General features: G+C 40.2%; 26 protein-coding genes and 1 pseudogene. 19 read left to right on the top strand and 8 right to left on the bottom strand.

Translation table 11 applies throughout. The features are described from left to right. Window positions 1-13 precede the first annotated feature (13 nt). A complete protein-coding gene (locus IGI44_RS18010) occupies window positions 14-1,249 on the top strand; it encodes an MFS transporter (RefSeq protein WP_438789317.1) in 1,236 nt (411 codons plus the stop codon). A gap of 17 nt (window positions 1,250-1,266) precedes the next feature. On the opposite strand, the gene IGI44_RS18005 is transcribed toward IGI44_RS18010, so the two are convergent. Further along, the gene (locus IGI44_RS18005) at window positions 1,267-1,545 is read right to left on the bottom strand and encodes a zinc ribbon domain-containing protein (protein WP_438789316.1); all 279 of its coding nucleotides are present in this window, start codon (window positions 1,543-1,545) and stop codon (window positions 1,267-1,269) included. A gap of 255 nt (window positions 1,546-1,800) precedes the next feature. Here IGI44_RS18005 and IGI44_RS18000 point away from each other — a divergent pair, with 255 nt between their 5' ends. The 6 genes and pseudogenes from IGI44_RS18000 (at window position 1,801) to IGI44_RS17975 (ending at window position 8,400) form a co-directional block, all read left to right on the top strand. After that, entirely contained in the window at window positions 1,801-4,191 is a 2,391-nt protein-coding gene (locus IGI44_RS18000) for a Xaa-Pro dipeptidyl-peptidase (RefSeq protein WP_438789315.1), read from the top strand. 110 nt (window positions 4,192-4,301) lie between these two features. Continuing rightward, window positions 4,302-5,210 (top strand): DMT family transporter, encoded by a 909-nt coding sequence (locus tag IGI44_RS17995; RefSeq protein ID WP_438789314.1) that lies wholly within the window; start codon window positions 4,302-4,304, stop codon window positions 5,208-5,210. A gap of 74 nt (window positions 5,211-5,284) precedes the next feature. Next, entirely contained in the window at window positions 5,285-6,229 is a 945-nt protein-coding gene (locus IGI44_RS17990) for a TMEM175 family protein (RefSeq protein ID WP_438789313.1), read from the top strand. A 99-nt stretch (window positions 6,230-6,328) separates the two neighbouring features. Next, window positions 6,329-6,877 (top strand): hypothetical protein, encoded by a 549-nt coding sequence (locus IGI44_RS17985; protein ID WP_438790292.1) that lies wholly within the window; start codon window positions 6,329-6,331, stop codon window positions 6,875-6,877. Window positions 6,878-6,946: 69 nt separating this feature from the next. After that, window positions 6,947-7,492 (top strand): annotated as a pseudogene (locus IGI44_RS17980) (family 1 glycosylhydrolase); the annotation flags it as partial. A gap of 386 nt (window positions 7,493-7,878) precedes the next feature. Next, window positions 7,879-8,400 (top strand): hypothetical protein, encoded by a 522-nt coding sequence (locus IGI44_RS17975; protein ID WP_438789312.1) that lies wholly within the window; start codon window positions 7,879-7,881, stop codon window positions 8,398-8,400. Window positions 8,401-8,597: 197 nt separating this feature from the next. Here IGI44_RS17975 and IGI44_RS17970 read toward each other — a convergent pair whose 3' ends face one another. The 4 genes from IGI44_RS17970 to IGI44_RS17955 form a co-directional block, all read right to left on the bottom strand. After that, the gene (locus IGI44_RS17970) at window positions 8,598-9,221 is read right to left on the bottom strand and encodes a DUF2922 family protein (protein WP_438789311.1); all 624 of its coding nucleotides are present in this window, start codon (window positions 9,219-9,221) and stop codon (window positions 8,598-8,600) included. Between the two features lie 45 nt (window positions 9,222-9,266). Further along, on the bottom strand, window positions 9,267-9,650 hold the full coding sequence (locus IGI44_RS17965; protein WP_438789310.1) for a hypothetical protein: 384 nt from the start codon (window positions 9,648-9,650) through the stop codon (window positions 9,267-9,269). A 72-nt stretch (window positions 9,651-9,722) separates the two neighbouring features. Next, window positions 9,723-9,935: a DUF2922 domain-containing protein gene (locus IGI44_RS17960; protein WP_438789309.1), complete on the bottom strand. Its 213-nt coding sequence runs from the start codon at window positions 9,933-9,935 to the stop codon at window positions 9,723-9,725. A 1-nt stretch (window position 9,936) separates the two neighbouring features. After that, complete coding sequence (locus IGI44_RS17955; protein ID WP_438789308.1) at window positions 9,937-10,158, bottom strand: hypothetical protein; 222 nt, start codon at window positions 10,156-10,158, stop codon at window positions 9,937-9,939. Between the two features lie 578 nt (window positions 10,159-10,736). Here IGI44_RS17955 and IGI44_RS17950 point away from each other — a divergent pair. From IGI44_RS17950 to IGI44_RS17920, 7 genes are all read left to right on the top strand, one after another. Beyond that, entirely contained in the window at window positions 10,737-11,627 is an 891-nt protein-coding gene (locus tag IGI44_RS17950) for an SDR family oxidoreductase (protein ID WP_438789307.1), read from the top strand. A gap of 13 nt (window positions 11,628-11,640) precedes the next feature. Next, window positions 11,641-11,772 (top strand): hypothetical protein, encoded by a 132-nt coding sequence (locus tag IGI44_RS17945; RefSeq protein WP_438789306.1) that lies wholly within the window; start codon window positions 11,641-11,643, stop codon window positions 11,770-11,772. A 41-nt stretch (window positions 11,773-11,813) separates the two neighbouring features. After that, complete coding sequence (gene amaP, locus IGI44_RS17940) at window positions 11,814-12,386, top strand: alkaline shock response membrane anchor protein AmaP (RefSeq protein ID WP_438789305.1); 573 nt, start codon at window positions 11,814-11,816, stop codon at window positions 12,384-12,386. A 55-nt stretch (window positions 12,387-12,441) separates the two neighbouring features. Then, on the top strand, window positions 12,442-12,642 hold the full coding sequence (locus IGI44_RS17935) for a DUF2273 domain-containing protein (RefSeq protein ID WP_438789304.1): 201 nt from the start codon (window positions 12,442-12,444) through the stop codon (window positions 12,640-12,642). Between the two features lie 43 nt (window positions 12,643-12,685). Next, complete coding sequence (locus IGI44_RS17930) at window positions 12,686-13,261, top strand: Asp23/Gls24 family envelope stress response protein (protein ID WP_438789303.1); 576 nt, start codon at window positions 12,686-12,688, stop codon at window positions 13,259-13,261. 18 nt (window positions 13,262-13,279) lie between these two features. Then, on the top strand, window positions 13,280-13,525 hold the full coding sequence (locus tag IGI44_RS17925; protein ID WP_016178779.1) for a GlsB/YeaQ/YmgE family stress response membrane protein: 246 nt from the start codon (window positions 13,280-13,282) through the stop codon (window positions 13,523-13,525). Window positions 13,526-13,872: 347 nt separating this feature from the next. Beyond that, entirely contained in the window at window positions 13,873-14,043 is a 171-nt protein-coding gene (locus tag IGI44_RS17920; protein WP_438789302.1) for a DUF3789 domain-containing protein, read from the top strand. Window positions 14,044-14,127: 84 nt separating this feature from the next. Here the strand turns inward: IGI44_RS17920 and IGI44_RS17915 are convergent, their stop codons facing one another. Next, complete coding sequence (locus tag IGI44_RS17915) at window positions 14,128-14,457, bottom strand: hypothetical protein (RefSeq protein ID WP_438789301.1); 330 nt, start codon at window positions 14,455-14,457, stop codon at window positions 14,128-14,130. A 236-nt stretch (window positions 14,458-14,693) separates the two neighbouring features. On the opposite strand from IGI44_RS17915, the gene IGI44_RS17910 reads away from it, so the two are divergent. Then, window positions 14,694-15,188, top strand: coding sequence for an Lrp/AsnC family transcriptional regulator (locus tag IGI44_RS17910; protein ID WP_438789300.1), 495 nt, complete (start codon window positions 14,694-14,696; stop codon window positions 15,186-15,188). After that, entirely contained in the window at window positions 15,185-16,348 is a 1,164-nt protein-coding gene (locus tag IGI44_RS17905) for an aminotransferase class I/II-fold pyridoxal phosphate-dependent enzyme (protein WP_438789299.1), read from the top strand. The genes IGI44_RS17910 and IGI44_RS17905 overlap by 4 nt, the downstream gene beginning before the upstream one ends. A 63-nt stretch (window positions 16,349-16,411) precedes the next feature. On the opposite strand, the gene IGI44_RS17900 is transcribed toward IGI44_RS17905, so the two are convergent. Further along, a complete protein-coding gene (locus IGI44_RS17900) occupies window positions 16,412-17,602 on the bottom strand; it encodes an AI-2E family transporter (protein WP_438789298.1) in 1,191 nt (396 codons plus the stop codon). 217 nt (window positions 17,603-17,819) lie between these two features. Between IGI44_RS17900 and IGI44_RS17895 the strand changes: the two genes are divergently transcribed. The 3 genes from IGI44_RS17895 to IGI44_RS17885 all read left to right on the top strand — a co-directional run bounded on the left by IGI44_RS17895 (window position 17,820) and on the right by IGI44_RS17885 (window position 20,613). Then, entirely contained in the window at window positions 17,820-18,941 is a 1,122-nt protein-coding gene (locus IGI44_RS17895; protein WP_438789297.1) for an AI-2E family transporter, read from the top strand. A 104-nt stretch (window positions 18,942-19,045) separates the two neighbouring features. Further along, the gene (locus tag IGI44_RS17890) at window positions 19,046-19,741 is read left to right on the top strand and encodes a transposase (RefSeq protein WP_438786461.1); all 696 of its coding nucleotides are present in this window, start codon (window positions 19,046-19,048) and stop codon (window positions 19,739-19,741) included. Continuing rightward, window positions 19,741-20,613, top strand: coding sequence for an IS3 family transposase (locus IGI44_RS17885; RefSeq protein WP_438786459.1), 873 nt, complete (start codon window positions 19,741-19,743; stop codon window positions 20,611-20,613). The genes IGI44_RS17890 and IGI44_RS17885 overlap by 1 nt, the downstream gene beginning before the upstream one ends. A 143-nt stretch (window positions 20,614-20,756) precedes the next feature. Here the strand turns inward: IGI44_RS17885 and IGI44_RS17880 are convergent, their stop codons facing one another. After that, window positions 20,757-22,157, bottom strand: coding sequence for an amino acid permease (locus tag IGI44_RS17880; RefSeq protein ID WP_438789296.1), 1,401 nt, complete (start codon window positions 22,155-22,157; stop codon window positions 20,757-20,759). Window positions 22,158-22,178: the final 21 nt, after the last annotated feature.

Here is a 22,178-nt window from a genome sequence, read left to right as displayed (position 1 = left end):
TGAAGGAGAGAAGATGAAAAATAGTATTATTGCAAAAACAGGTATCAGCAAAGAATTATTTTGGGGTTATATAGGTCTGATTTTTTTTATGATGGGGGCAACTATTGAAACGAGTTGGTTCTCGTCATATTTGATAACTGTTGGTTTTCAAGTAAAAGATGCCTCCGTGCTTTTTAGTTTTTATGGTATTTTCGTCGCATTATTTTCATGGATTACGAGTTTTCTAGTCAATCGATATTCTGTCAAAAAAATGATGCTTTGTAGTCTCTTGCTCGCTTTTTTTAGTACAATAATTCTTTTACTTGGTTTATCAACGATGCGATCAGAATTGATTTTCTTAGGTTATATGTTTCGTGGAGCAGTGTATCCTTTGTTTGCATATTCCTTTTTAGTTGCGATCACGATTCAGACACCTAATGAGAAGTTAGGTAGAGGAACCTCTTGGTTTTGGTTGTGTTTCAATTTAGGTATGACAATTATTGGACCACTATTTGCCGCAGGTTTATTGAAACAAATTGAAGCTGCTTTTATTTTTATTATTGGTGGTGGAATGATTTTCTTTGGCGGTTTTGTTACGTTGGTGGGATGTGAATTTAAACAATCAGAAACGCACTCTGATACTGTTTTTAAAGAAATGAAGCAGGGGATATCCATTCTTTTTCAATTTCCTCGCCTACTAATAGGGCTGTTCGTGAAGGGAATCAATAATATCGGTCAGTTTGGTTTTGTCATTATGATGCCGATTTTTTTGTTGCAACATCAGTTTTCGCTAAGTGAGTGGACAAGTGCTTGGGCGATTTGTTATGTGATTAATTCCTTTGCGGGGCTTTTATTTGGTAGTTTGGGAGATAAGTATGGTTGGCGCAAAATTGTTGCACTGTTCTCAGGAACGATTACAGGGGTGTCATGCATATTGTTAATAATAGTAATTAATTATTTTCCTGGTAATTTCCTTGGTTTGATTTTTGCATTTAGTGTTTTTGCAGTGGGGATTGCTGCATTTACACCCTTATCAGCGCTGATCCCATCAATGGTTCCTGAGCATAAGGTGACTGCCATCTCAGTTTTAAATCTGGGTTCAGGGTTAAGCAATTTTATTGGCCCCGTGTTAGTTACAATGCTTTTTCAGCAGTATGGAGGAAACATAACTTTATTTGTATTTGCAATTTTATACTTTTTTGCAAGCTTTTTAAGTATCTTATTAAAAACACCAAATGAAGAAGTTTCAAAAAAACTAAACTCAATCTAAAAAAGTCGTCGTAATCGCTACGACGACTTTTTCCAGCGCTTCAATTCTGGGAAGAAGCTGTTCATAAACGCGAGTGCTTCTTCTTCTGTTTTTCCTTGTTTTTTCAGCATGCCGCTTTCCTTCATATGCTGCAAGCTGACGGCGATCATTTCCTCCATCGTACAGTCATCGACATAAGCCCCGTGTTTGTAGCAGTATAGGCAGTATTCGCTGCTTTCTGAGCCATCATGTTCCGTTCCGAAGACCCCTTTAGTCAAGGGCATTCCGCAACTTTGGCAATAAGTCATCTCACTCATGGTAATCCTCCTTTTAATAAAATCCAGTAATCGTTTTCATTGAACTTTAACCGAACTTGTTGGTAGTATTTGTTATAATTATTCTATCAGAAAAAAAGGATGCTCGTCCAACTTTTCTTTATTTATTAGGAATCAATGATATGGATACTGACGAACGATCGATTGGTGAGGAAAAGCTTGGGAATGAGTCAAAAAAGGCAGACTTATTTTTCTAAATGTAAACATCAGAATTATGATGATTAAGGAGAGAAGTCAATGAAGATCAATCAATTTGGTTTAAAGCGTGTCTCACTTGAAGAAGCAAAGAAAGAACTGGAACAGGCAGGTTTTTTAACCATCCATTCAACCAAGGATGCAACGAAATTATGGTTTGAATTCTTGCGGAAAAGTTTTTTAACCGTTCGAGACGATAGCGGCTTTGTAAATAAGCTGGGGAATTTTTTGGCGGATGAACAGACAGATCTTGCTGCATTTTATCAGTCAGGCTCTCCAGTAACAAAGGAAGTATTTTATACGATGGGTCTGCAGCAGTTAGACTTTGAGCCAACCATCGATTTTGAACCAAAGAATGTCTTAGCAGAAGCAGAAAAGATTGGTATTCCAATGATAGATGGGGATTTTTCAACTAGAGAAACACTGATTGAAGCCTGGTATTTACTATTAACCAGTCATACAAAGAATGGCTTGAATTACTTAGATAAATTGGCCTCAGAAGGCTATTTCGAAGACAAGGGAGTAAGTAAGCCTTTCTTCTTCAATGGAAAAGCCCAAGCGGTATTTGATACGTCTCGTTTGATTCGCGAAGTCGTCTATGTGGAAGCCCCATTGGATACTGACAAAGATGGCAAACGGGATTTGCTGAAGTTGGAGATTTTACGTCCTGCCGAAACAGAAGAAGGGTTATTGGTTCCGACGTTATTCACTGCGAGCCCCTATAGTCAAGGCGTCAATGGACCAGCGGGAGAAGAGCTGACGTATGATGTCAATGTTCCGTTAGAGCGGAAGGAACCAACGGAGACTACCTATGAAGATATTCGGTACAAACCGGAGCCTGTTGAGCTGCCAGCAGAACGGGAAGTGAAGGGGAAAGCGACGCATGCGACCGAAACCTTTACGCGAGAAAATAACCATAGCTTGAACGACTTTTTCCTAGCACGCGGCTTCGCGGTAGTTTATGGTTCAGGAATCGGAACACGGGATTCTGATGGGATTCAAACCTGTGGTTCGGTAGAGCAAACAACCGCGATGGTGGCTTACATTGAATGGTTAGCCGGCAATCGTCGGGCCTTCACGAATCGGACCGATAATATCCGTACTAAAGCTTGGTGGAGCAATAAAAAAGTAGCCATGACCGGAAAATCCTATCTTGGGACACTGGCAACAGCCTGTGCGACACGACAAGTAGAAGGATTAGAAACCATTATTTCAGAAGCGGCAATCTCGGATTGGTATCAGTATTACCGTGATAATGGCCTAGTCATCGCACCTGGCGGATTCCCAGGTGAAGATGCGGATGTTCTAGCAATTGAAACCTTCAGTAAAATGCGTAATGCCGGCGATTACTTACACAGTAAGAAATTTTTCTTAGATTATTTGAAGGACATGGCCGAATGGCAAGATCGGAAATTCGGCAATTACAATACCTTCTGGGATGAACGAAATTATCTGCCATTCATCAAGGATATCAAGTGTGATGTGGTGATGGTGCATGGCTTGAATGACTGGAACGTGAAACCGCGTCATGTCGCAGATTTATGGGACGCGTTGAAGGATGTTCCGGTGGCGAAGAAATTGATCCTGCATCAAGGACAGCACATTTACATTAACAATATGCCGTCATTTGATTTCCAAGATATGATGAATCTGTGGTTAAGTCATAAGCTTTACGGCGTGGAAAATAATGCCAAAGAACTCTTGCCGGACATCGTTTATCAAAAAAATACGACTCCTGAAGCTTGGGATACGTTGAAAGACTGGGCGCCAGCCAAAGAAAAGGTCTATCATTTAGGCAAAAAGAAACTGGCAAACACGGTCGAAACGGGTCGCTACACCTTCAGTGATCAATTACCAAAAGAACAATACAACAGCTATACGAAAAATATTGAGCTTTGGGAAAAAGAACTGAAAGAAGAAGGGCCAATGGACGGGCATCGTTATTTAGCGAAAACGGAAGCGTTGGATGAAGCGATTTTCTTAAATGGTCGTCCGAAGGTAAAAGTGAAAGTAGCCTCAAGCGTTGATCTAGGGATGCTGAGCTTTGAATTAATTGATTTTGGTACCGCGAAACGCTTGAAGCCGACACCAGATGTTGTTGCTTTGCATGGACTGCCATTAGGTAGAAACTGGCGTGAAGATAATCTAGTAGAGTTCAAATTAGGGGCAGCAGATGAGTACAAGCTGATCACACGTGGACACATTAACCTGCAAAATCGTGAGAATCCGTGGAAGAACGACGATTTAAAAGCCAATGAATTTGTAGAAATTGAAGTAGTCTTGCAACCAACGATGTATCATTTACCAGCAGGTCGCCAAATTGGGCTGGCTGTTTATGGTACTGATTTTGGAATGACCGTACGAGGCAATCAAGCGATTGACTATACGATCGATCTAGCAGAATCACAATTGGTTTTACCGATGGGTGAATAAAGATTTCGAACCAATCACAATCTGATTTGTGGTTGGTTTTTTCTTGGAATAAGGATCAAAGTGAGCACTAACGAGTGCTATAATGGGGAAAATGTGAAAAGGAGCAAATAATGAAGGTTAGAGGAGTATTATTAGCTTGTTCCGCCGGTGCTTTATGGGCGTTATCGGGGATTATGTGCCAAATTCTTTTTGATGAGTATCAAGTTTCACCGGAATGGCTAGCGAGTGTCCGACTTTTTTCAGCGGGTATCCTGCTTACGGGGGTTAGTTTTTTTCAGCGAAAGGAACCACGGAGACGGTTTTCTAAGAAGGACCTTTTCGGGTTGCTTCTGTTTTCGCTGATCGGGATGCTGGGTGTACAGTACACGTATTTTAAAGCGATACAATACAGTGGAGCGGCGATTGCGACGATTCTGCAATTTACCGGTCCGATTTTTATCTTTCTTTTTCTCGTCCTTAATAAGGAAAAAACAATCAATATCATTGAAGTACTGTTACTGGCAGTGACATTTATGGGTGTTTTTTTGATTGTGGCTGAAGGCAACATTCAAACCTTAAATATCTCTACAATGGGTTTTGTGATGGGAATCGCGTCTGCTATTACGTTGGCTTTTTATACGCTGCAGCCACGGAACTTGCTAGTGAAATATGGTGAGATGCGGATCGCTGGTTTGGGTATGCTGATTGGCGGGGTCGCCTTCCAGCCGATTCATCCAATGTGGCGTCCAGGATTCAAAATGGATGGTTTGTCCCTTGGGCTAGTGATCAGTATCGTCATTTTTGGAACGGCCTTGCCGTTTTTATTTCAATTGTCCAGTCTGCGGTTTATCGAAGCATCGTTGGCCAGTGTATTGACGGTGGTGGAACCGATTCTAGCAACGCTTCTGAGTGTTTTACTGTTTCACAGCCGATTTGCAGGGATTCAAGTATTGGGCTTTGCGGTAGTCATTGTCTCAGTTATCTTGTTAACACGTTTGTCGAATAAGGAAACCTTGCCGGAAGACCAATTAATTGAATAACTATATTGTAAGCTCCCCTTATCATTATTCTTTTTGCTTTATTTGGTATATGATAAGTCAGAGGAGTTGAGAATATGAAAGAACGTGTAGTCGTCTTTGGTGATGCGATCATCGCGATTATTTTAACAATCATCGTCTTGGAATTACCGATTCAAACAGCCGCAAATGGCGCGGTGAACCTATACTCATTATTTAGAGTAGTGGGCATCTACTTTATTAGCTTCTGTTTTGTGGCGAATCTATGGTTTCAGACCGCCTATGCCTTTAATAAGATCGAGCGTGTTAAAAATATAGATTTAGTTATTTACCTGTTATTGTTGTTTTTCTTATCCTTAGTGCCATCGGTTACGCGATTACTGATTGAAGATACGACAAAAGAGACCTTGTTGATCTATGGTGTGTTGACCTTGATTGTTACCTTGGTGATGCGGCGTTTGATTGTGGCATTAACAGGACAAACGATAAAAGATGAGGAGCAACGGAAGCGGCGAATCAATGAATTAAACAAACAAGATATGCTATCGATTGGCTTTCGAATACTCGTGTTAATATTCGGGATGTTTTACGTCAGACCAGCGTTGATCATCTATTTAATCCTGCCGATTCTAGCATTTCTGCAAAACATCATTGATCGCGAAGAAGACAACTTAATTGCGACATTAGATGATGATCAGCAGGCTGATTATTTTCAAGATCGAAATCAGGTCTGGGGAAATTCAATGCGGCGTTATTCAAGTCTGCTGCGTGATTCGATAAAGGGCGATGATGATCAAAATCCCGATCGCTGGCGCCAGGTCATGGCTGATTGGGAAGAGCATGTCACAAAAGAAATCAACCAGCGTAAGCAGGAACTTCCTTCTCTGAATGAACATGACAAACGGCGTGTTGAAGCAGAAATAAATCGTTTAGAAAAACAAAAACAGCGGATGGCGGTGCAAAAGGCAATGACTGAACGCCGATTCAGTCAGCCAAAAGATCAAACTGATCCACGTCTAATACAGTCAAAGAAAAGAAAGTAACTACCAAGACGAGGGTCGAAATGACCGTTCGTCTTGGTATTTTTTTTTGTATCGAGCTATAATGAGGTATAAATATCGCAGGAGAGCTAGGTGGGAAATATGGCATTATCATCGATCGAACACCCAATTAAAATGTACATTCGTCGGGATCTTGGTATTACAGTTGAACAGTTTGGCAAGCTTGCGGGCATTCCACAATCGACCTTAGCAACGTGGATCAAACGTGAACGCCGAGTCGAAAAATTGCCCATCGATTTTTACAGTGCCTTAGCTACAGTCCGCAAACAAAAAATCGAAATCGTCTATGGTGAACTTTTAGATTGGCAGCAGCGGTATGATCGTTACAAGCAGGAGAGCCTACAGACAATCGCTGAGGAGCAGCCACTATTTTCATTGGCCGCAGAGGAAGGCCGAACGATTTACCGAATGTATCGTACCAATCAAATGGAGAGCCAATTACTGGAACCTGCAAGACGTCTACGAAAAGCGATTGACCAGTTGAACCCGCAAGACTTCATTCAAGTCATGATCGAGATTTATGGAACAATCGAAGCACCGATGCCAACTTGGATCGCAAAATCCTTTAACAAAAGTGAGCTGAAGGAAATCGGTCAGGCGTTTTACAATGAACTATTAATGAAGGGATAGATCTGAGGAATTCAGGTCTATTTTTATTTAATAACATTAATTGGATCGAACAGCTCTTTTTTTAGCCAAGAGTTGTTGAAGGCTCACACGGTTGATTTTATTTCCTTCTCTTATTACTCGTCCCGTATAGCAACAACTGATCCTGAATTGTTGGAACAAACCGGTGGGAACATCTTTGCTTCAGTGAAAAATGATTACTTAGAATCAAGCGAATGGGGCTGGCAAATTGATCCACTCGGACTGCGTATCACGATGAACGATCTCTATGACCGATACCAAAAACCGCTATTTATCGTAGAAAACGGCTTAGGCGCTATTGATACACCCGATGAAAATGGCTATGTGGAGGATGACTATCGGATCGACTATTTAGTAAAACATATCCAAGCGATGAAGGATGCGGTGGAGTTGGATGGCGTGGAACTATTAGGCTATAAAAGCTGGGGCTGTATCGACCTTGTGTCTGCTGGGACGGGTGAAATGAAGAAACGCTATGGCTTCATTTACGTCGATCGCGACAATGAAGGTAACGGAACCTTGAAACCTAGTAAGAAAAAATCATTTGATTGGTATAAAAAAGTGATCGAAACCAATGGTGAAGAGTTGAGAGATTAATTTGCAACCGAGACTTGCTTTATTGCAGGTTTCGGTTTTTTTACGTTTTCAAAACGATAGTTCGGCTTGTGATTGGGGAGTGCTTTCAACGATAGGATTAAAATTTAGTTGAAGAAAGCTGTATCATGAATGATAAGAATTGGGTTCATGCGAAATATCAATTGATATAGGACTCCTTCTAAAAATGTGTAGCTATCTCTTTGCTGGTTCTGATAGAACAAAAAGGGAAATGATGAAGCTGAAATAGGTGGAGCAAAATTTAGTGATCATATCGGCTCCTTAATCTTTTACAGATGTGATAACGTGCCTTAAATCTAGTATACTTTGACAAAAGAAATAAAAACCAGTAACTGATTGTTCATGTATGAAGGAATGCGGAGGTGGCAATGATGGTTGATTTTTTCAAAAAAGGCAGGCTTAAATTACCCTCACGCCCAGTAAAAATTTATAATTTGGAAATTTCTGCTGGTAGTGCGGTATCCAAAAAGGATTTATACTTGCTCAATTTTTTTCTGAACTTTTTTCCCAATAAGGAAAAACTATGTTGTTGTATTAAAACGTACAGTGATGACGTCTTTGCCCATATTTATTGTCAGACTTCCTTAGAAGAGTGGGCTCAGTTGAACAAAGATATGGTAGAAATTACTAGATTTCTTGCGGGTCATGAGTATCCGGAAGAAGCTCTAAATTTATTAGACCTGCCAGAAGACGGTTCTTTTAATTTTTCTGATGAAGCTTTGATTCATGCAAAAGCGATTGATTTTATTAATGAGAACAGAAAAGATTTCCAAACAAAGTGTACGACAAAAGATAGTATATACTTTGACAAAAATAGTGACGTCAACTATTTCAAGATTGTTTGGGGCTTGCCTAGCTACATGAATTTCATTTCAGAAAATTTGGGATAGCGTCCTCAGTAACATCTTTAAAATGTGGAGGAACATCTACAAGCATTACAATTGAAAATAAATAGACCTGTTGGTGTACCTGTGATTCTAAAAAAACCGTGGGTGTTTAATTGGTTCTTCACCAGTAAGCTTGAATCAAGCGTCTCCCTCTAGAATGAGAAACATCGGGCTGTAAACACAGACAGTTACTTTTACCTCTAACCCGACGAAATAGGATCACCTGATCGAATATCTGGATCGTCCTTATTGCGATTTTTCTTATGGCGAAGCCAAGCGAAGAATCCTTTTTTGGGTTTCTTAGACTTATTTAACTCAGATTGTGACAGAAGAGGCTCTGAAGACGTAGTGACAGAATTTTCTTCAGTGACGATTGGTTGTTCTTCGATTATTGTTTCTTCAGATTTTGGCGAAAGGCTGCAGTTGATTGGATCTGCTTGTACTGCTAGCTTTTCTTCAATCGTAGTTCTTGATTTTGAATATAAATAGTCATAACTTCTTCCTGCTTTAGCAGGTAACTCTTCTTTAGGCTTTGGTACAGCTATAGTATCTTCTTTTACCCGAGCTTCCTCGCAGTAATCTGCATCATTTGGCGGGTTCTTTTCTTTGTCAAAAATTTCTGTTTCAATCGTCGTCACGATCTTTGCAGTTACAACTGTATGAAATAATTTGACGCCATCCTGTTCAAAAATATCAAGACTAGTCAAAAGTTCGCAGGCTTCTTTGATCGCTGGTACTGGCAGATCGGGATTCAAGCCTTTGTATGTCCAATCATGTTCTTTGCCTAGACTATTGGTAAATGTGGTAACTAAATCCTTTTTCATTTTTCTTATCCTTTCTTGGTTATTTTTGCATAGGTAAGCTTAGTTTCAAGGCTCGTTTGTTTCCTCTGGGCGGACGATTGAAATAAGAGAGTGAACGATTGCTTTGGCTTTTTCGCCAAAGCTGCGGATAGGGAATACTTTTGTAGTTAAGGCACGCCATTCAGGAGCCATAAAATAATCTTGGAAGTAGTAGAAAAAGCGTTTCATGGTTCGCGTGGCTTTAGTGTTTTCGAATATTTCTCGGACGAGATCCTTCAGAATTAAGGCAAATTCCTCCGCGCCTAGCTGGTATCTTACACGTAATGCCAAAATGTATTTGATTGTTAAGCTGCTGTTTTGAGTTTTGTAATAATAGTCGGTAATGCGTTTTTCCAACGTTTTTGGGGTTAGATTGAACAATTGTCGATGAGATAATGTCTGTTCATTCATAGTATCGCTCCTTGCTTTTATTTTTTAATAGAGGAGGGCGACGCGTATGCCGCCGATCCTCATTTCTTTCGTTTAAAAGATAACCGTTTCGATTGTCTCAACATATTTGGCTCGAATAACCTCGTTGAAAAGTTTTTCGTCGTCCTTTTTAAAGAGGTTTAATACGGTTATTTCTTCTAAAATATCTTGAATCTCTTGATTGGCTTTTCCTTCTCCCGGATTTGGATAGCTCCAGGTTTGTGATCGTCCGCTACTGGTCGTAAAGACCGCTTCAATTTTTTTCATTTCATTTTTCCTCCTGCGATTTCGTTACGCGTGACTGACTGGTGATAATTACGCCATCCAAAAGGGTCCCGTTTTGATCTAGTGCTGCCATGATCTCGCCTAGCTTGATGACCTCGACTTCTGCTGGTTCTTCTATGACATTTGCAAACGAGACCTTCTTCAGTTTGTCTACTCCAGGCAAAGTTAATTGAACTTGTAATCTGGTACTTAATTTCTGAATCATTGTTATTCCTCCATATTTTTTGTTCCGGCCGGTAATTAAAAGATAGCGGATGAGGGAAATAAATGCGAATCGCAAAATAACCATCACCCCCCTAAAATTACTGCTTTAGAGGCTGAAATCCGCATTCCTTCGTTTGAAACATGCAAAATTGGGGGTGATTTTGCAATTTTGCAAGTTGATCGAGAATTCTTTTTTTTAGTACAATAATAGATTGCTTCATTTTTGCTGGAGCAAGCTCCTTGTTCCGTCGTTATAGAGACCTTCGTTTTTATCGAACTCCTTCTATCTAACACTATAAAGAACTCGTACTCGATTCCTCTCTCCGCAGATAATTCAAAATCTTCTTCTTTCTTAATCTTATTAAAATCACTTAATAGTCATTTTGTTTTCTTTTGTAAAACAAAAAATAAGTTGAAGGTTATTTCTAATGAATTCAAACGTAAAAACCAACTAACTTATACTAATAATATTGTCAAATATTAAGCTTAAATAATGTGAATTTGGATATTATGAGCTAAATGTTGTGAAAAATAAATAATTCAAGTTAAGATAATCTTAGAAAGTGAGGAAGATAATTTATGAAACCAATTTTAAAAGATCCTAGGAAGTTATATTATCGGGATTCGTTTGAAAAACAGGATCAGAACACTCCCGCACTACAGACCAACATGAAGCCACAACCAGATTGCGGAGAAGAAAGCTATGTTGGTAATGGAAAATTAGAAAATCGTAGAGTATTGATTACCGGAGGCGACTCAGGTATTGGTCGGGCAGCAGCGATTGCTTATGCTCGAGAAGGGGCAGATGTCGCACTGCAATTCTTCCCAGGTGAAGAAGAGGATGCGAAAGAGGTCGCCAAGTATATCGAAGAAGCTGGAAGAAAAGCAGTCTTGCTTCCTTATGATTTACGCGATGACGAAGCCCCAAGTGAAATGATCAGAAAGACTGTCGCAGAATTGGATGGATTAGACACACTCGTGTTAAATTCTGCTCAGCAAATTTCTCAAGAATCCATTGAAGAATTACCAATTCAACAAGTCGAAGACACGTTCAAGGTGAATATTGTTTCGATGTTTGCCCTCGTTCAGGAAGCTTTGCCGCATTTACCTGCAGGCAGCAGTATTATTACAACAACTTCTGTCCAAGCCTTCAATCCAAGTGATCACTTGATGGATTATGCCGCAACGAAAGCGGCGATTGCGAACTTTACTGTTGGTTTAGCACAACAGCTAGCAAAAAAGGGCATTCGAGTGAATGGTGTTGCGCCAGGTCCAATCTGGACCCCGCTTCAGTTAGATCAAGGCCAACCTAAAGAAAAGCTACCTGAATTCGGTCAGGACTCCTTGTTAGAAAGAGCGGGTCAGCCCGTTGAATTGGCGCCGGTGTATGTTTTCTTAGCCTCAAATGATGCAAGCTATGTGACTGCTCAGATTTATGGTGTTACTGGAGGAGAAGCGATCAATCTGTAAGGAGGGATGCGCAATGATACATTTAATCGAAGCGATCGGGATTTCATTGATTCTAAATTTAATCTCTTTGTTAGTTAAGCGGAGACAACCGGCTGTTGCTTTGGCACGTGTGAAGAAACAGACAGGAACGGATCGTTACCGTTAAGCAATTGTTCAAACTGTTAAAAGTTTTTAAGGAGGTGCACTATGAATCGAGGAATAAAAGCAATTGGGATCATTCTTTCATTGATTTTGATCTCTGTCATGCTAATGGTCATCGCCATTAGTTCACCGTATTTGAATCTTCCATTCGGCATAAGCCGCGGAGAATTTTTACAAAACTCTTTGACAAATTACTATTTTCGCCAATACCTATTTTGGATCGCTCTAGTCGTTACAATTGTCTTAGTCGTTGTCATTCTCGTTCTGATCCTATATCCAAAGGTGAAACAAACCTTTGTATTAAAGGAAGACAAGGGACGCTTGTCTTTAGACAAGAAGGCGATTGAAGGATTCGTTCGTTCGAAATTACGGGGCGTAGGCTTTGTTTCATCCCCTGATGTGAAGGTTCGGGCGACTAAGAACAAGATTAAGGTCAAAGTGAAGGGACAGCTGACTCGAACATCGTCGTTAATTGGAAAAACCAATGCATTAATGACAGAAATTCAGAATGATTTGCAGGGAATACTTGGCAGTCAGGAAAAAATTAAAGTAAACGTTGCCTATAAGGCATTTGATGAAGAAGAAAAAAACGTCACGAATCAGTCACGCGTACAATAACGAAGACCGATTCATTCAATTTTGGAACACAGGATAACAGTTAGGAGGGAGACAGATGGAAAAATTAATCACTCAACACAAGCTCCCGATGATCTTTGGCGGATCAGGCTTGGTTCTTGCCATATTGTTTGTCACGCTGGGCTTTTTTAAGACACTCTTGATTGTGTTATTAACAGGGCTTGGTGTTTGGCTGGGAAGCTATTTCGAACAAACCGGTATGTTGGACAACTATTTCAGTCAACGGAAGAACAATTAATCATTTAATCATTGTACAAACCACTATTTAGGAGGAATTTATAATGGAAAATTACAACACGAACGGAATGGATGCAGGCGTTCATACAGATTCAGCAAAAACAAACAGTACCGCAAGCGTTAAAGGGGAATTGACCTATGACGACAAAGTGATAAAAAAAATCGTCGGTACAGCAGTGGAACAAATCGATGGATTGCTAACAGTGGATGGCGGATTCTTCTCTAATATCGCTGAGAAATTAGTCAATACAGACAATGTGACTGCCGGAATCGAAACAGAAGTCGGCAAAAAACAAGTCGCTGTTGATATGGATGTCGTCATTGAATACGGTCGTGACATTCCTAAAATCGCGGATCGAATCAAGGAAGTTATCCATGATGAAGTGGAGAAAATGACGCATCTTGACGTAATCGAAGTAAACATTCACGTTGTCGATATCAAGTCAGAAGCTGAATATCAAGAAGACAGCGAAACGGTGCAGGACAAAGTAACAAGTGCCGCAAAAACAACTGGACAATTTGCTTCAAAACAAACAGACAAAGCAAAAAGTGCCGTCAATCGCGGAACAAACAAAGCACAAGCAAAAATCGAAGAAAATCGTGAACCACGAGTACAATAATCAAAGGAGGAAGTTATCATGGGTTTATTATGGTCATTAATTATTGGAGCAGTCATTGGAGCAATCGCTGGAGCGATCACAGGTAGAGGAAACAGCATGGGCTGGATCGCTAATATCGTAGCCGGTTTAGTCGGATCAGCATTAGGTCAAGCGTTACTAGGATCATGGGGACCTTCATTGGCGGGCATGGCACTGGTACCATCGATCATTGGTGCAGTCATTTTGGTATTAATCGTGTCATTTTTCTTAGGCAGATCAAAATAGATTAACAATCGTTCACAAAAGTCTCAGATAGCGTTAGGAACAAGTAACGCAGAAAGCACAAAAAGATGCAATAGAAAGATGAATCCCAGTACCAGAGAGTGTTTCCCCCGAAGAAGTTTTTTGATACCTAAAAGATACAGTATCTGTAGACGATCTAAGTAGTTGAATGTAATTTCGAAGTATTCAAGCATTAATAGGATTTCTTGTCGTTGATTTATGAACGATGGGAAATCCTTTTTTGTCACCAAATCTCAAAGAACTTCACAAAACTATACAAAATTCTCAGATTTTTCTGAGTAGGGATCTGTATAATTATAGGAAAGAAGGCGAGAAAAGGCGGGATGAAAATGAGTATCCTCATTGGGTTAGGATTATTTTTCCTAGGCGGGTTTATTGGTGTAGCTGTGATGTGCGTTGTCCAGATAGGAAGTCTAGCGGATAAAAAAATCGTAGATACGTATTCGGAGCAGGCGAAATTGGGCAAAGGTAATTTAGAAGAAGAACACTTGATACAGTAACTTTTCTTTTTACGAAAATTTGAAGGATGATTAGAAGCACTAAGATAATAAGAAAGCCAAAAAAAGAAGCGAATCATCGCTTCTTTAAAGTTCTTCTTTGACTGTCTTAGTGATTTTTTGCAGTTCATCGGTCATTTGACCAGAATGCTTGATGATATCTGATACGCGCAGGAAGCTGTTCTTGTACATTGCTACTTCCCGAAATTTTTTATATTTTTCTTCGATTTCGTTAAAGGTTGCGGCTTTACGATCGTCATGCTCGACTGTTTCTGAGCTATTCACATAATGCATCCCTAAAAATGAGAGCGCATCATTGATCCCATCTAAAAAAGCCTCGTACTCTTCTTGACGAATCTTGCCATCAGCTAAACGCTGCCTCTGTTTTTCAATAAATATCTCAACTACTTGTTCCATTCCCCATCCTCCTATTCTAACGCATTTAACTTGTTGCTCATCCAGTTTATTGTACTATGAAACGACTCGTTTGTGTTATAAAAAAATGCATTTTTTTTGAGCAGAAGAAAAAGATTTAGGTTTTTAAATGACAGTAGAAAATTTTCGAAATAGTTTGACAGTTTTTCCTTTTTTGGGAATAATAAATGAAAGATTAAAAATAGCTAATAAATTGTTAAATTGAAGGAGACGTTCATATGGAACAAAGTAAACGCAAGCAACTATTGAAGCTGATCGAATCCGATTGTCGGTTAAGTATTGAGGAATATGCGGTGATGCTGGGCGAAGATGAAGTGATCGTTTCTGCTGAAATCAAACGAATGGAACAAGAAAAAATTATTTGCGGGTATCGTGCCTTGATAGACTGGGATAAAGTGGAGGATGATTGGATCGAAGCCTTGGTTGAGGTTCAAACGATTCCTAAAGGCGAAGAAGGCTATCGTGAGATTGCGGAGCGTGTTCGGAAGTTTCCTGAAGTCAAATCGTTCTTTTTTGTCAGTGGTGGTTTTGATTTCATCTTACTGCTGCAAGGGCGCAACATCAAAGAAATTTCTAAGTTCATTTCTACCAACTTAGCGTCAATTCCTGACGTTTCAGGAACACAGACGCATTTCTTGCTAGACAAATACAAGGAGTGGGGCGTCGACATGTATCAGGATGACTCCGACCCTAGAATTCAGGTGAGCCCATGAGAAATTTTTTAACGAAAAAAATCACAGATATTCAGCCTTCGGGCATTCGAAAATTCTTTGACATTGTTTCTGATCAGCCAGATGCGATCTCACTTGGTGTTGGCGAGCCGGATTTTGATACGCCGTCACATATGGCGCAAGAAGGAGTGCGTTCCATTCAGGAGGGACGGACGTTTTACACGGCTAATGCTGGGCTGATCGAGCTGCGTGAAAGAATCAGTGACTACCTGCATTATCGAAACAAAGTGCACTATGATCCGAAAACGGAAGTGGTAGTCACAGTCGGCGGAAGCGAAGCGATCGATATGGCGTTGCGAATTTTTGTTGATCCAGGGGATGAGGTCATCATTCCTCAGCCAAGTTTTGTTTGCTACGAGCCGATTACTCAAATCGCTGGCGGGACACCTGTGACGATCGACCTGCAAGCGAAGAATCAGTTTATGCTGACGCCAGAGGAATTAGAAGAAGCGGTTACTGAAAAAAGCAAGATTTTGATTTTGTCTTACCCAAACAATCCGACGGGTGGAACAATGGATCGCGAAGCGTTGATCAAGATTGCTGATGTTGTAAAGAAACATGATCTTTTAGTGATTACAGATGAGATTTATGCGGAATTGGTTTATGATGAGCCGTTTACTAGTATTGCGGAGCTGCCGGGAATGCGTGAACGGACGATCGTCATTAACGGGTTTTCAAAAGGCTTTGCGATGACGGGCTGGCGTTTAGGCTTCATGGCGGGACCAGAAGTATTTATGGAGCAGCTGCTGAAGCTGCATCAGTATACGATTATGGCGGCACCAACAGCGAGTCAATATGCTGCGCTGGCCGGTTTGAAAAATAATTGGCAGGAAACGGTTGAGCCGATGCGACTGTCCTATGAGGAACGTCGAAATTACCTGCATCATGCGTTAGAAAAGATGGGGCTGCCATGTTATAAAGCCAAGGGTGCATTTTATCTCTTCCCGCAGGTTAGTCAATTTGGCTTGAGCAGTGAAGAGTTTGCGTTGCGTCTATTAGATGAAGAGAAGCTGGCGGTCGTTCCTGGATCGGCTTTTGGAAAGAGCGGCGAAGGCTTCTTGCGGCTATCATATGCCTATTCGATTTATGAGTTAAAAGAAGCGATCCAGAGATTAGAGCGATTTGTGATGCGGTTGAAATAAAGTAAAAGAGCGGAGAAATCCGCTCTTTTTCGTTTAAAAAAAAACTGCCTAGAGGGGCAGATTTTAATTATTTGGGTATTCTTCTTGGGAAAACTCAGTATTTTCATATTCGCCATCATCTTTTCCATAGTAGCGGTTGTAGCGCTGCTTGAATTTACGGAAGAGGAAGACACCGAAGGCTTTGAAAATCGTGTAGGTGGGAATACCGAAAACCAATCCGAATAATCCGAAAAGATTTCCCATCACTAATAACACTAGCACGATAGTAACAGGATGGACCTTCAATTGATCGCCTAGAACTTTTGGCTCGATTACGTTGCCATTCAGAATTTGTTCTACGACCCAAACAATAATCAGACCGATCAGCATTTGGAAAGAATGTAAGACAGCGATCACTGCACAGGGAACAAACGCGATAAATGGACCGATGTAAGGAATTACCGAAGTAACGGTGACTAAGATTGCTAGGGGTAGGCTATAGGGCATACCAATAATCAGAAAACCGATAAAAACAATCACGCCATTGGCTAAAGCAACGATAAATTGGCCTTTCAAATAATCGCCGACTTGGCTGTTTAAGATTGCCCCTAGCTCATTGGAATCGTCACGAAATTTTGGCGGTAACAGCTTTAAGAAATACCCATGAAAATGGTGGGCATCCTTCAATAGAAAGAAAGTGATGATCGGCGCTGTAAACAAAATAACGAAAAATCCGCTAACTGTCGAAAATAAGTTGCCAATAAAACTCTGAAAATCGCCTAAAGAATTCGACAACGTGTTGATGATCTGAAAAACAACGTCTTCTAATGAACCGAAGACTTCCTCAATTGGGCTTTCCAAAGGGGTTCCTGAGGCGAGATTCTGCAATGTCTGATTAAAGTTTTCAACGTGTTGCGGGAAATCCGAGACTAAACTGGCTGTCTGACTGTAGATTCTCGGCACGGCCCAAACGCTGAAAGCACCTATTAATAGCAGCAAAATAATCACGATGCCGATAATCGAGTAAATCCGTTTTATCCCTTTTTTTTCAAAATAATTGACGATCGGATCTAATAAATAGTATAAGATCAGTGAAAGTAAAACTGGGGCAAAAATGGTTTTAAAGATAATCAATAGCGGGTTGAAGATGAAGCGCACGTGATAAAAAACAAAAATCAACGCACCTAATAAAACACCGGCAATCAGGGTAAAGATGAGGTTCCGGCCGCCGATAAACTTGATCCAACGGGTCGCTTTTGTCGATGGTCGTTCCATTATTATCAAATCCTTTTTCTTTTTATTGTAGCGAAGAAAGATTCACTAGACAAAAAATAGGCTTAATCATTTTTTTCTTAACATTGAGCAAAATGATATGAATCTGTAAATTATCTAAAATTTCTATTTTATTTTCACTATAACCTTTCGTGTGTTTCCTCATAAATGATAAGATGAAGCCATATCCTGGGGGATAAGAATATTTAAGGAGGTATTTATGCTTTCACGTTTTAAACAATCAAAGCTGTTTTTTTGGACTGCTGAGATTGTCTTAACAATTATCGGTATTTATTTTTTATTACAAATGCCGAACATCTTCAAACCAGTCGTGGGAATGGCTTCTGCTATTTTGATGCCGCTATTGATCGCGGGTTTTCTTTACTATATGTTTGATCCGATTGTGGTATTTTTAGAGGAAAGAGCAGGTCTTCCTCGTGTCGCAGGGTTTCTGGTTTCATTCGTTGTGATTGCCTTTATCATTGTATTGATCATGATGAATGCTGTACCGAAAATGATCGAACAAACTGTTCAACTGACACAAAATTTACCAGTTTATGCAGAAGAATCGGGTCGTTGGATTAATGATTTGGCTAGTCGGGAAGAATTCAAAAATTTTAAATTGGAAGAACAGCTGGCTTCGGCTAATTTAACTATCACTAAATTAATCAATCTTGCCATCGTGAGTGTGACCTCAAGCTTGTCACGGATTGTTAGTTTTGCGATGAGTTTCTTTGTGCTCTTGTTCACAGTGCCTTTTATTTTGATCTTTATGTTTAAAGACGGACATAAATTCTTGGATGCTGTGTCACATTTCTTTCCGATTACTATTCGTAAGGAACTGCGTCAAACAGTTCGTGAACTGAATGAAACGCTGTCTGCTTACATTAGCAGTACTGTCTTGGATGCTTTTATCATTGGGATTCTTAGTTTTATTGCTATGACGATATTCAAACAGCCGTATAGTCTGTTGTTAGCGATTTTCTGCGGAATTACCAATATTATTCCTTATGTGGGGCCATTTATCGGAGCAGTACCAGCAGTGATCGTTGGGCTATTTATTTCTCCGCTTCAGGCGCTTTATATGGGAATATCGATCTTAGTCATTCAGCAGTTAGATGGAAATTTAATCAAACCGTTATTGTTCGGCAAGTCGTTAAATATTCACCCATTGACAATCATCTTAGTTCTAATCGGTGCAGGAAGCGTTGCAGGCATCGTAGGTATGTTAATCTGTATTCCAGTGTACGCGGTGATTAAAACTTTAATCATCAATATTCATAAAATCTACCAGCTCCGTCGCGAAAGCAATCTGTTCAAAGACGGCGGAGAGGGACAATAAAAGAATTAGAAAGAACCGCTACCTAACACGCAAAGTGATATGCTCCCTATAAAGTAGACAAGGAAAAACAAAAATTCCAAATCTACTTTATAGGGAGTTTTTGTATGTCTAAGAGAAGTCTTTATTCTCCAGAAGAAAAGTATTATGTCATTTCAGAGGTAATAGATGACCGTCGTAGTATGAACAGTATCGCTAAGAAACATTCCCTTTCATGGAAAACTATAAATGATTGGATTCGCAAATATAAGGATGGTGGTCTAGAAGGGCTGAAAGAATCAAACACATGGAAACGATATGATCAGGCACTGAAACAAGCCGCTGTTTTGGCTGTCATTAATAAGAAGATGTCCGTTTTAGAAGCCACAATGTTCTTTCAAATTTCTTCGACTTCTGTGTTAAGAAACTGGATTTCACGTTATACTACTGGGGAACCGACAAAATCTACCAGTAAAGGCTGTGTACCCAAAACCATGAAAAAAGGACGTAAAACCACCTATCAAGAGCGTATCGAGATCGCTCAATATACAATCGCTAACGAGCTGAATTACACGCAAGCGATTGAAAAATATGATGTTTCATACCAACAAGTCTATTCTTGGGTAAAAAAATACCAACAACACGGAGAAGAAGCACTAAAAGATAACCGTGGACGAAACAGATCAAGCGAGTTCTTAACCGAAGAAGAACGGCTGAAATTACGAGTAAAAGAACTAGAAGCACGAAACAGGCATTTAGAAATGGAGAATGACTTCGCAAAAAAGTTACAAGAGATTCAGCGGCGAAACCGACCCTCACATTAGTGAGAAACGTTGAACTCTACCAAGCCATTTCTGAATTGCATGAAGAAAAGCATTATTCAATCACGCAACTCTGTCGATTAGCTGGGGTCGCACGCTCCTCTTACTATAAATGGTTAAAGTGGAAACCCTCCAAGAAAGAACTTGAGAATCGAAAACTAGCCAAAGAAATTAAAAAGAAATACGACAGTAAGAAAGGCGCGATCGGCTATCGACAAATTCGAATGCAACTCAACATAAAACTTAAGAAGCGCTATTCTCGGAAACGTTATTACCGTTTAATGAAAGCACTTGGGATCAAAGCAGTGATCAAGAAAAAGCGTCCGACCTATGTAAAAGCAACAGAAGCACACGTCGCAGAAAATGTATTAAACCGGAAGTTTACCGCTGAGAAGCCCAATCAAAAATGGTGTACGGATATTACTGAATTGAGATACGGTAACGGTCGAAAGGCGTATTTGAGTGCCATCATCGATCTTTATGATCACTCGATCGTTTCTTGGGAGCTCGATCATTCCAATAATAACCTCCTTGTCATGACTACTGTTAAAAAAGCCATGCGCAAGAATCCTGGCGTCAAACCGCTGCTTCATAGTGATCGTGGGTTTCAATATACCTCTTATGACTATAAAGCACTCGAAACGAACTATAGGTTCACCAAAAGCATGTCCCGAGTTGGTCGCTGTCTGGATAATCAACCGATCGAACACTTTTGGGGCACATTTAAAGAAGAGAAATTTTATCAAGAAAGCTATCAAAATTTTGATGAACTAAAGAAATCTGTTAGTAGTTATATGCGTTACTACAATAACTATCGCTATTCCGAAGCGTTGAACGAGCTTTCGCCAAACGAGTTTAGAAAGCAAGCCGCATAAAAAAACAGGAATCGAAGGACTCGATTCCTGAATAGCATTATTTTTGTTTTTTAGCTGTCTACTTGACAGGGTGCATTTCAAAGAAGTTGGGTAGCGGTTCTCTTTTTTTAGATTTTTGTGCAATACCAAGCAAGTAAAAATAACTACTTTGGATTGATGTCGTCAGAATGATGCGAAATTTTGCTGAATATTGGTCTGTTTCGTTCGAACTTGAAATGGTAGATGGCTAAAAGACCAATAAACCAAATGGGTGAAAAAAACAGCGCTTCGCGTGTGTCAGAAGCAAGGGATAAAACGAACAAAACAAAGACGAGGAAAGCAAAAACTAAATAGTTTGAATAAGGAAAAAACGGTAATTTAAATGAGTTTTTTGCTGCCAAAGCTGGCTTTGTTTTACGATAACGCATATGAGTGAATACGATCATTCCCCAAATAAAGATAAAACAAATCGTCGCGATTGAGCTGATGATTGTGAAAATATGGCTAGGAACGAAAAAGTTCAATAGTACGGCAATAAAAATGATCAAAGTCGAAAATACAAGCGCATTTCCAGGGACACGATTACGTGTCAATTTGGTAAAGCGGCTTGGTGCGCTGCCTTCTTTGGCAAGTGACCGAACCATTCGACTCGTGCTGTATATGGCGCTATTACAAGCAGACATTGCTGAGCTTAACACAACCAAATTCACAATGGAGGCAGCGGCAGCTATTCCGATTTCAGAAAAAACTTGAACAAATGGACTTTGATCCGCTGATAAGCTTGACCACGGATAAATCGACATAATCATGAACAATGAGCCGAGATAAAATAGAATGATCCGTACGGGAATGGTGTTGATTGCTTTTGGCAGTACCGATTTGGGATCGGATGTTTCGCCACCGATCAAGCCAACGAGCTCGACACCGCAAAAGGCGAAGGTCGCCATTTGGAAAGAAAGAACAAAACCACTAGCACCTTTCGGAAAGAATCCGCCATGACTCCACAGGTTTCTAATATCAACTGGGCCAGCGCTTGTTTTGAAGCCGGTGAAGATCATAAAGGCGCCCGTGAAGATCAAGACGATAATTGCCACTACTTTGATTAAGGCAAACCAAAACTCTAATTCGCCAAAAAGGCCAACGGCGACTAAATTCAAACTGAGCAACAGAAGCAACGCAATGACTTCTGGCAGCCATTGAGGGATATGGGGCAGCCAGTAGCTAACATACAAACCTGTGGCGGTTAAATCCGCCATGGCAATCGCAATCCAACAAAACCAATATGTCCAGCCAGTCACAAAAGCCGCCTTATTGCCAAGATAGTCTGCAATAAAATCTAAAAATGAATGATAATTTAAATTTGATAGCATCAATTCACCTAACGCCCGCATGATCAAGAAAATGATGCAGCCGGTGATCGTGTAGGAAAGAAGAATCGAAGGACCAGTTAATTGAATGGTTTTACCTGAGCCTAGGAACAGCCCTGTACCGATCGCTCCTCCAATTGAAATCAATTGAACATGCCGATTTTTTAATCCTCTATTCAATTCTTCATGTTTTTCCAATAAAATCAGTCCCTTTTCTAA

Origin of the sequence: Enterococcus sp. DIV0756, from assembly GCF_051710745.1 — a bacterium.
Taxonomy (GTDB): domain Bacteria; phylum Bacillota; class Bacilli; order Lactobacillales; family Enterococcaceae; genus Enterococcus_A.
The sequence above is the reverse complement of the archived record's forward strand: the minus strand, read 5'-3'. Positions and strand labels throughout refer to the sequence as shown.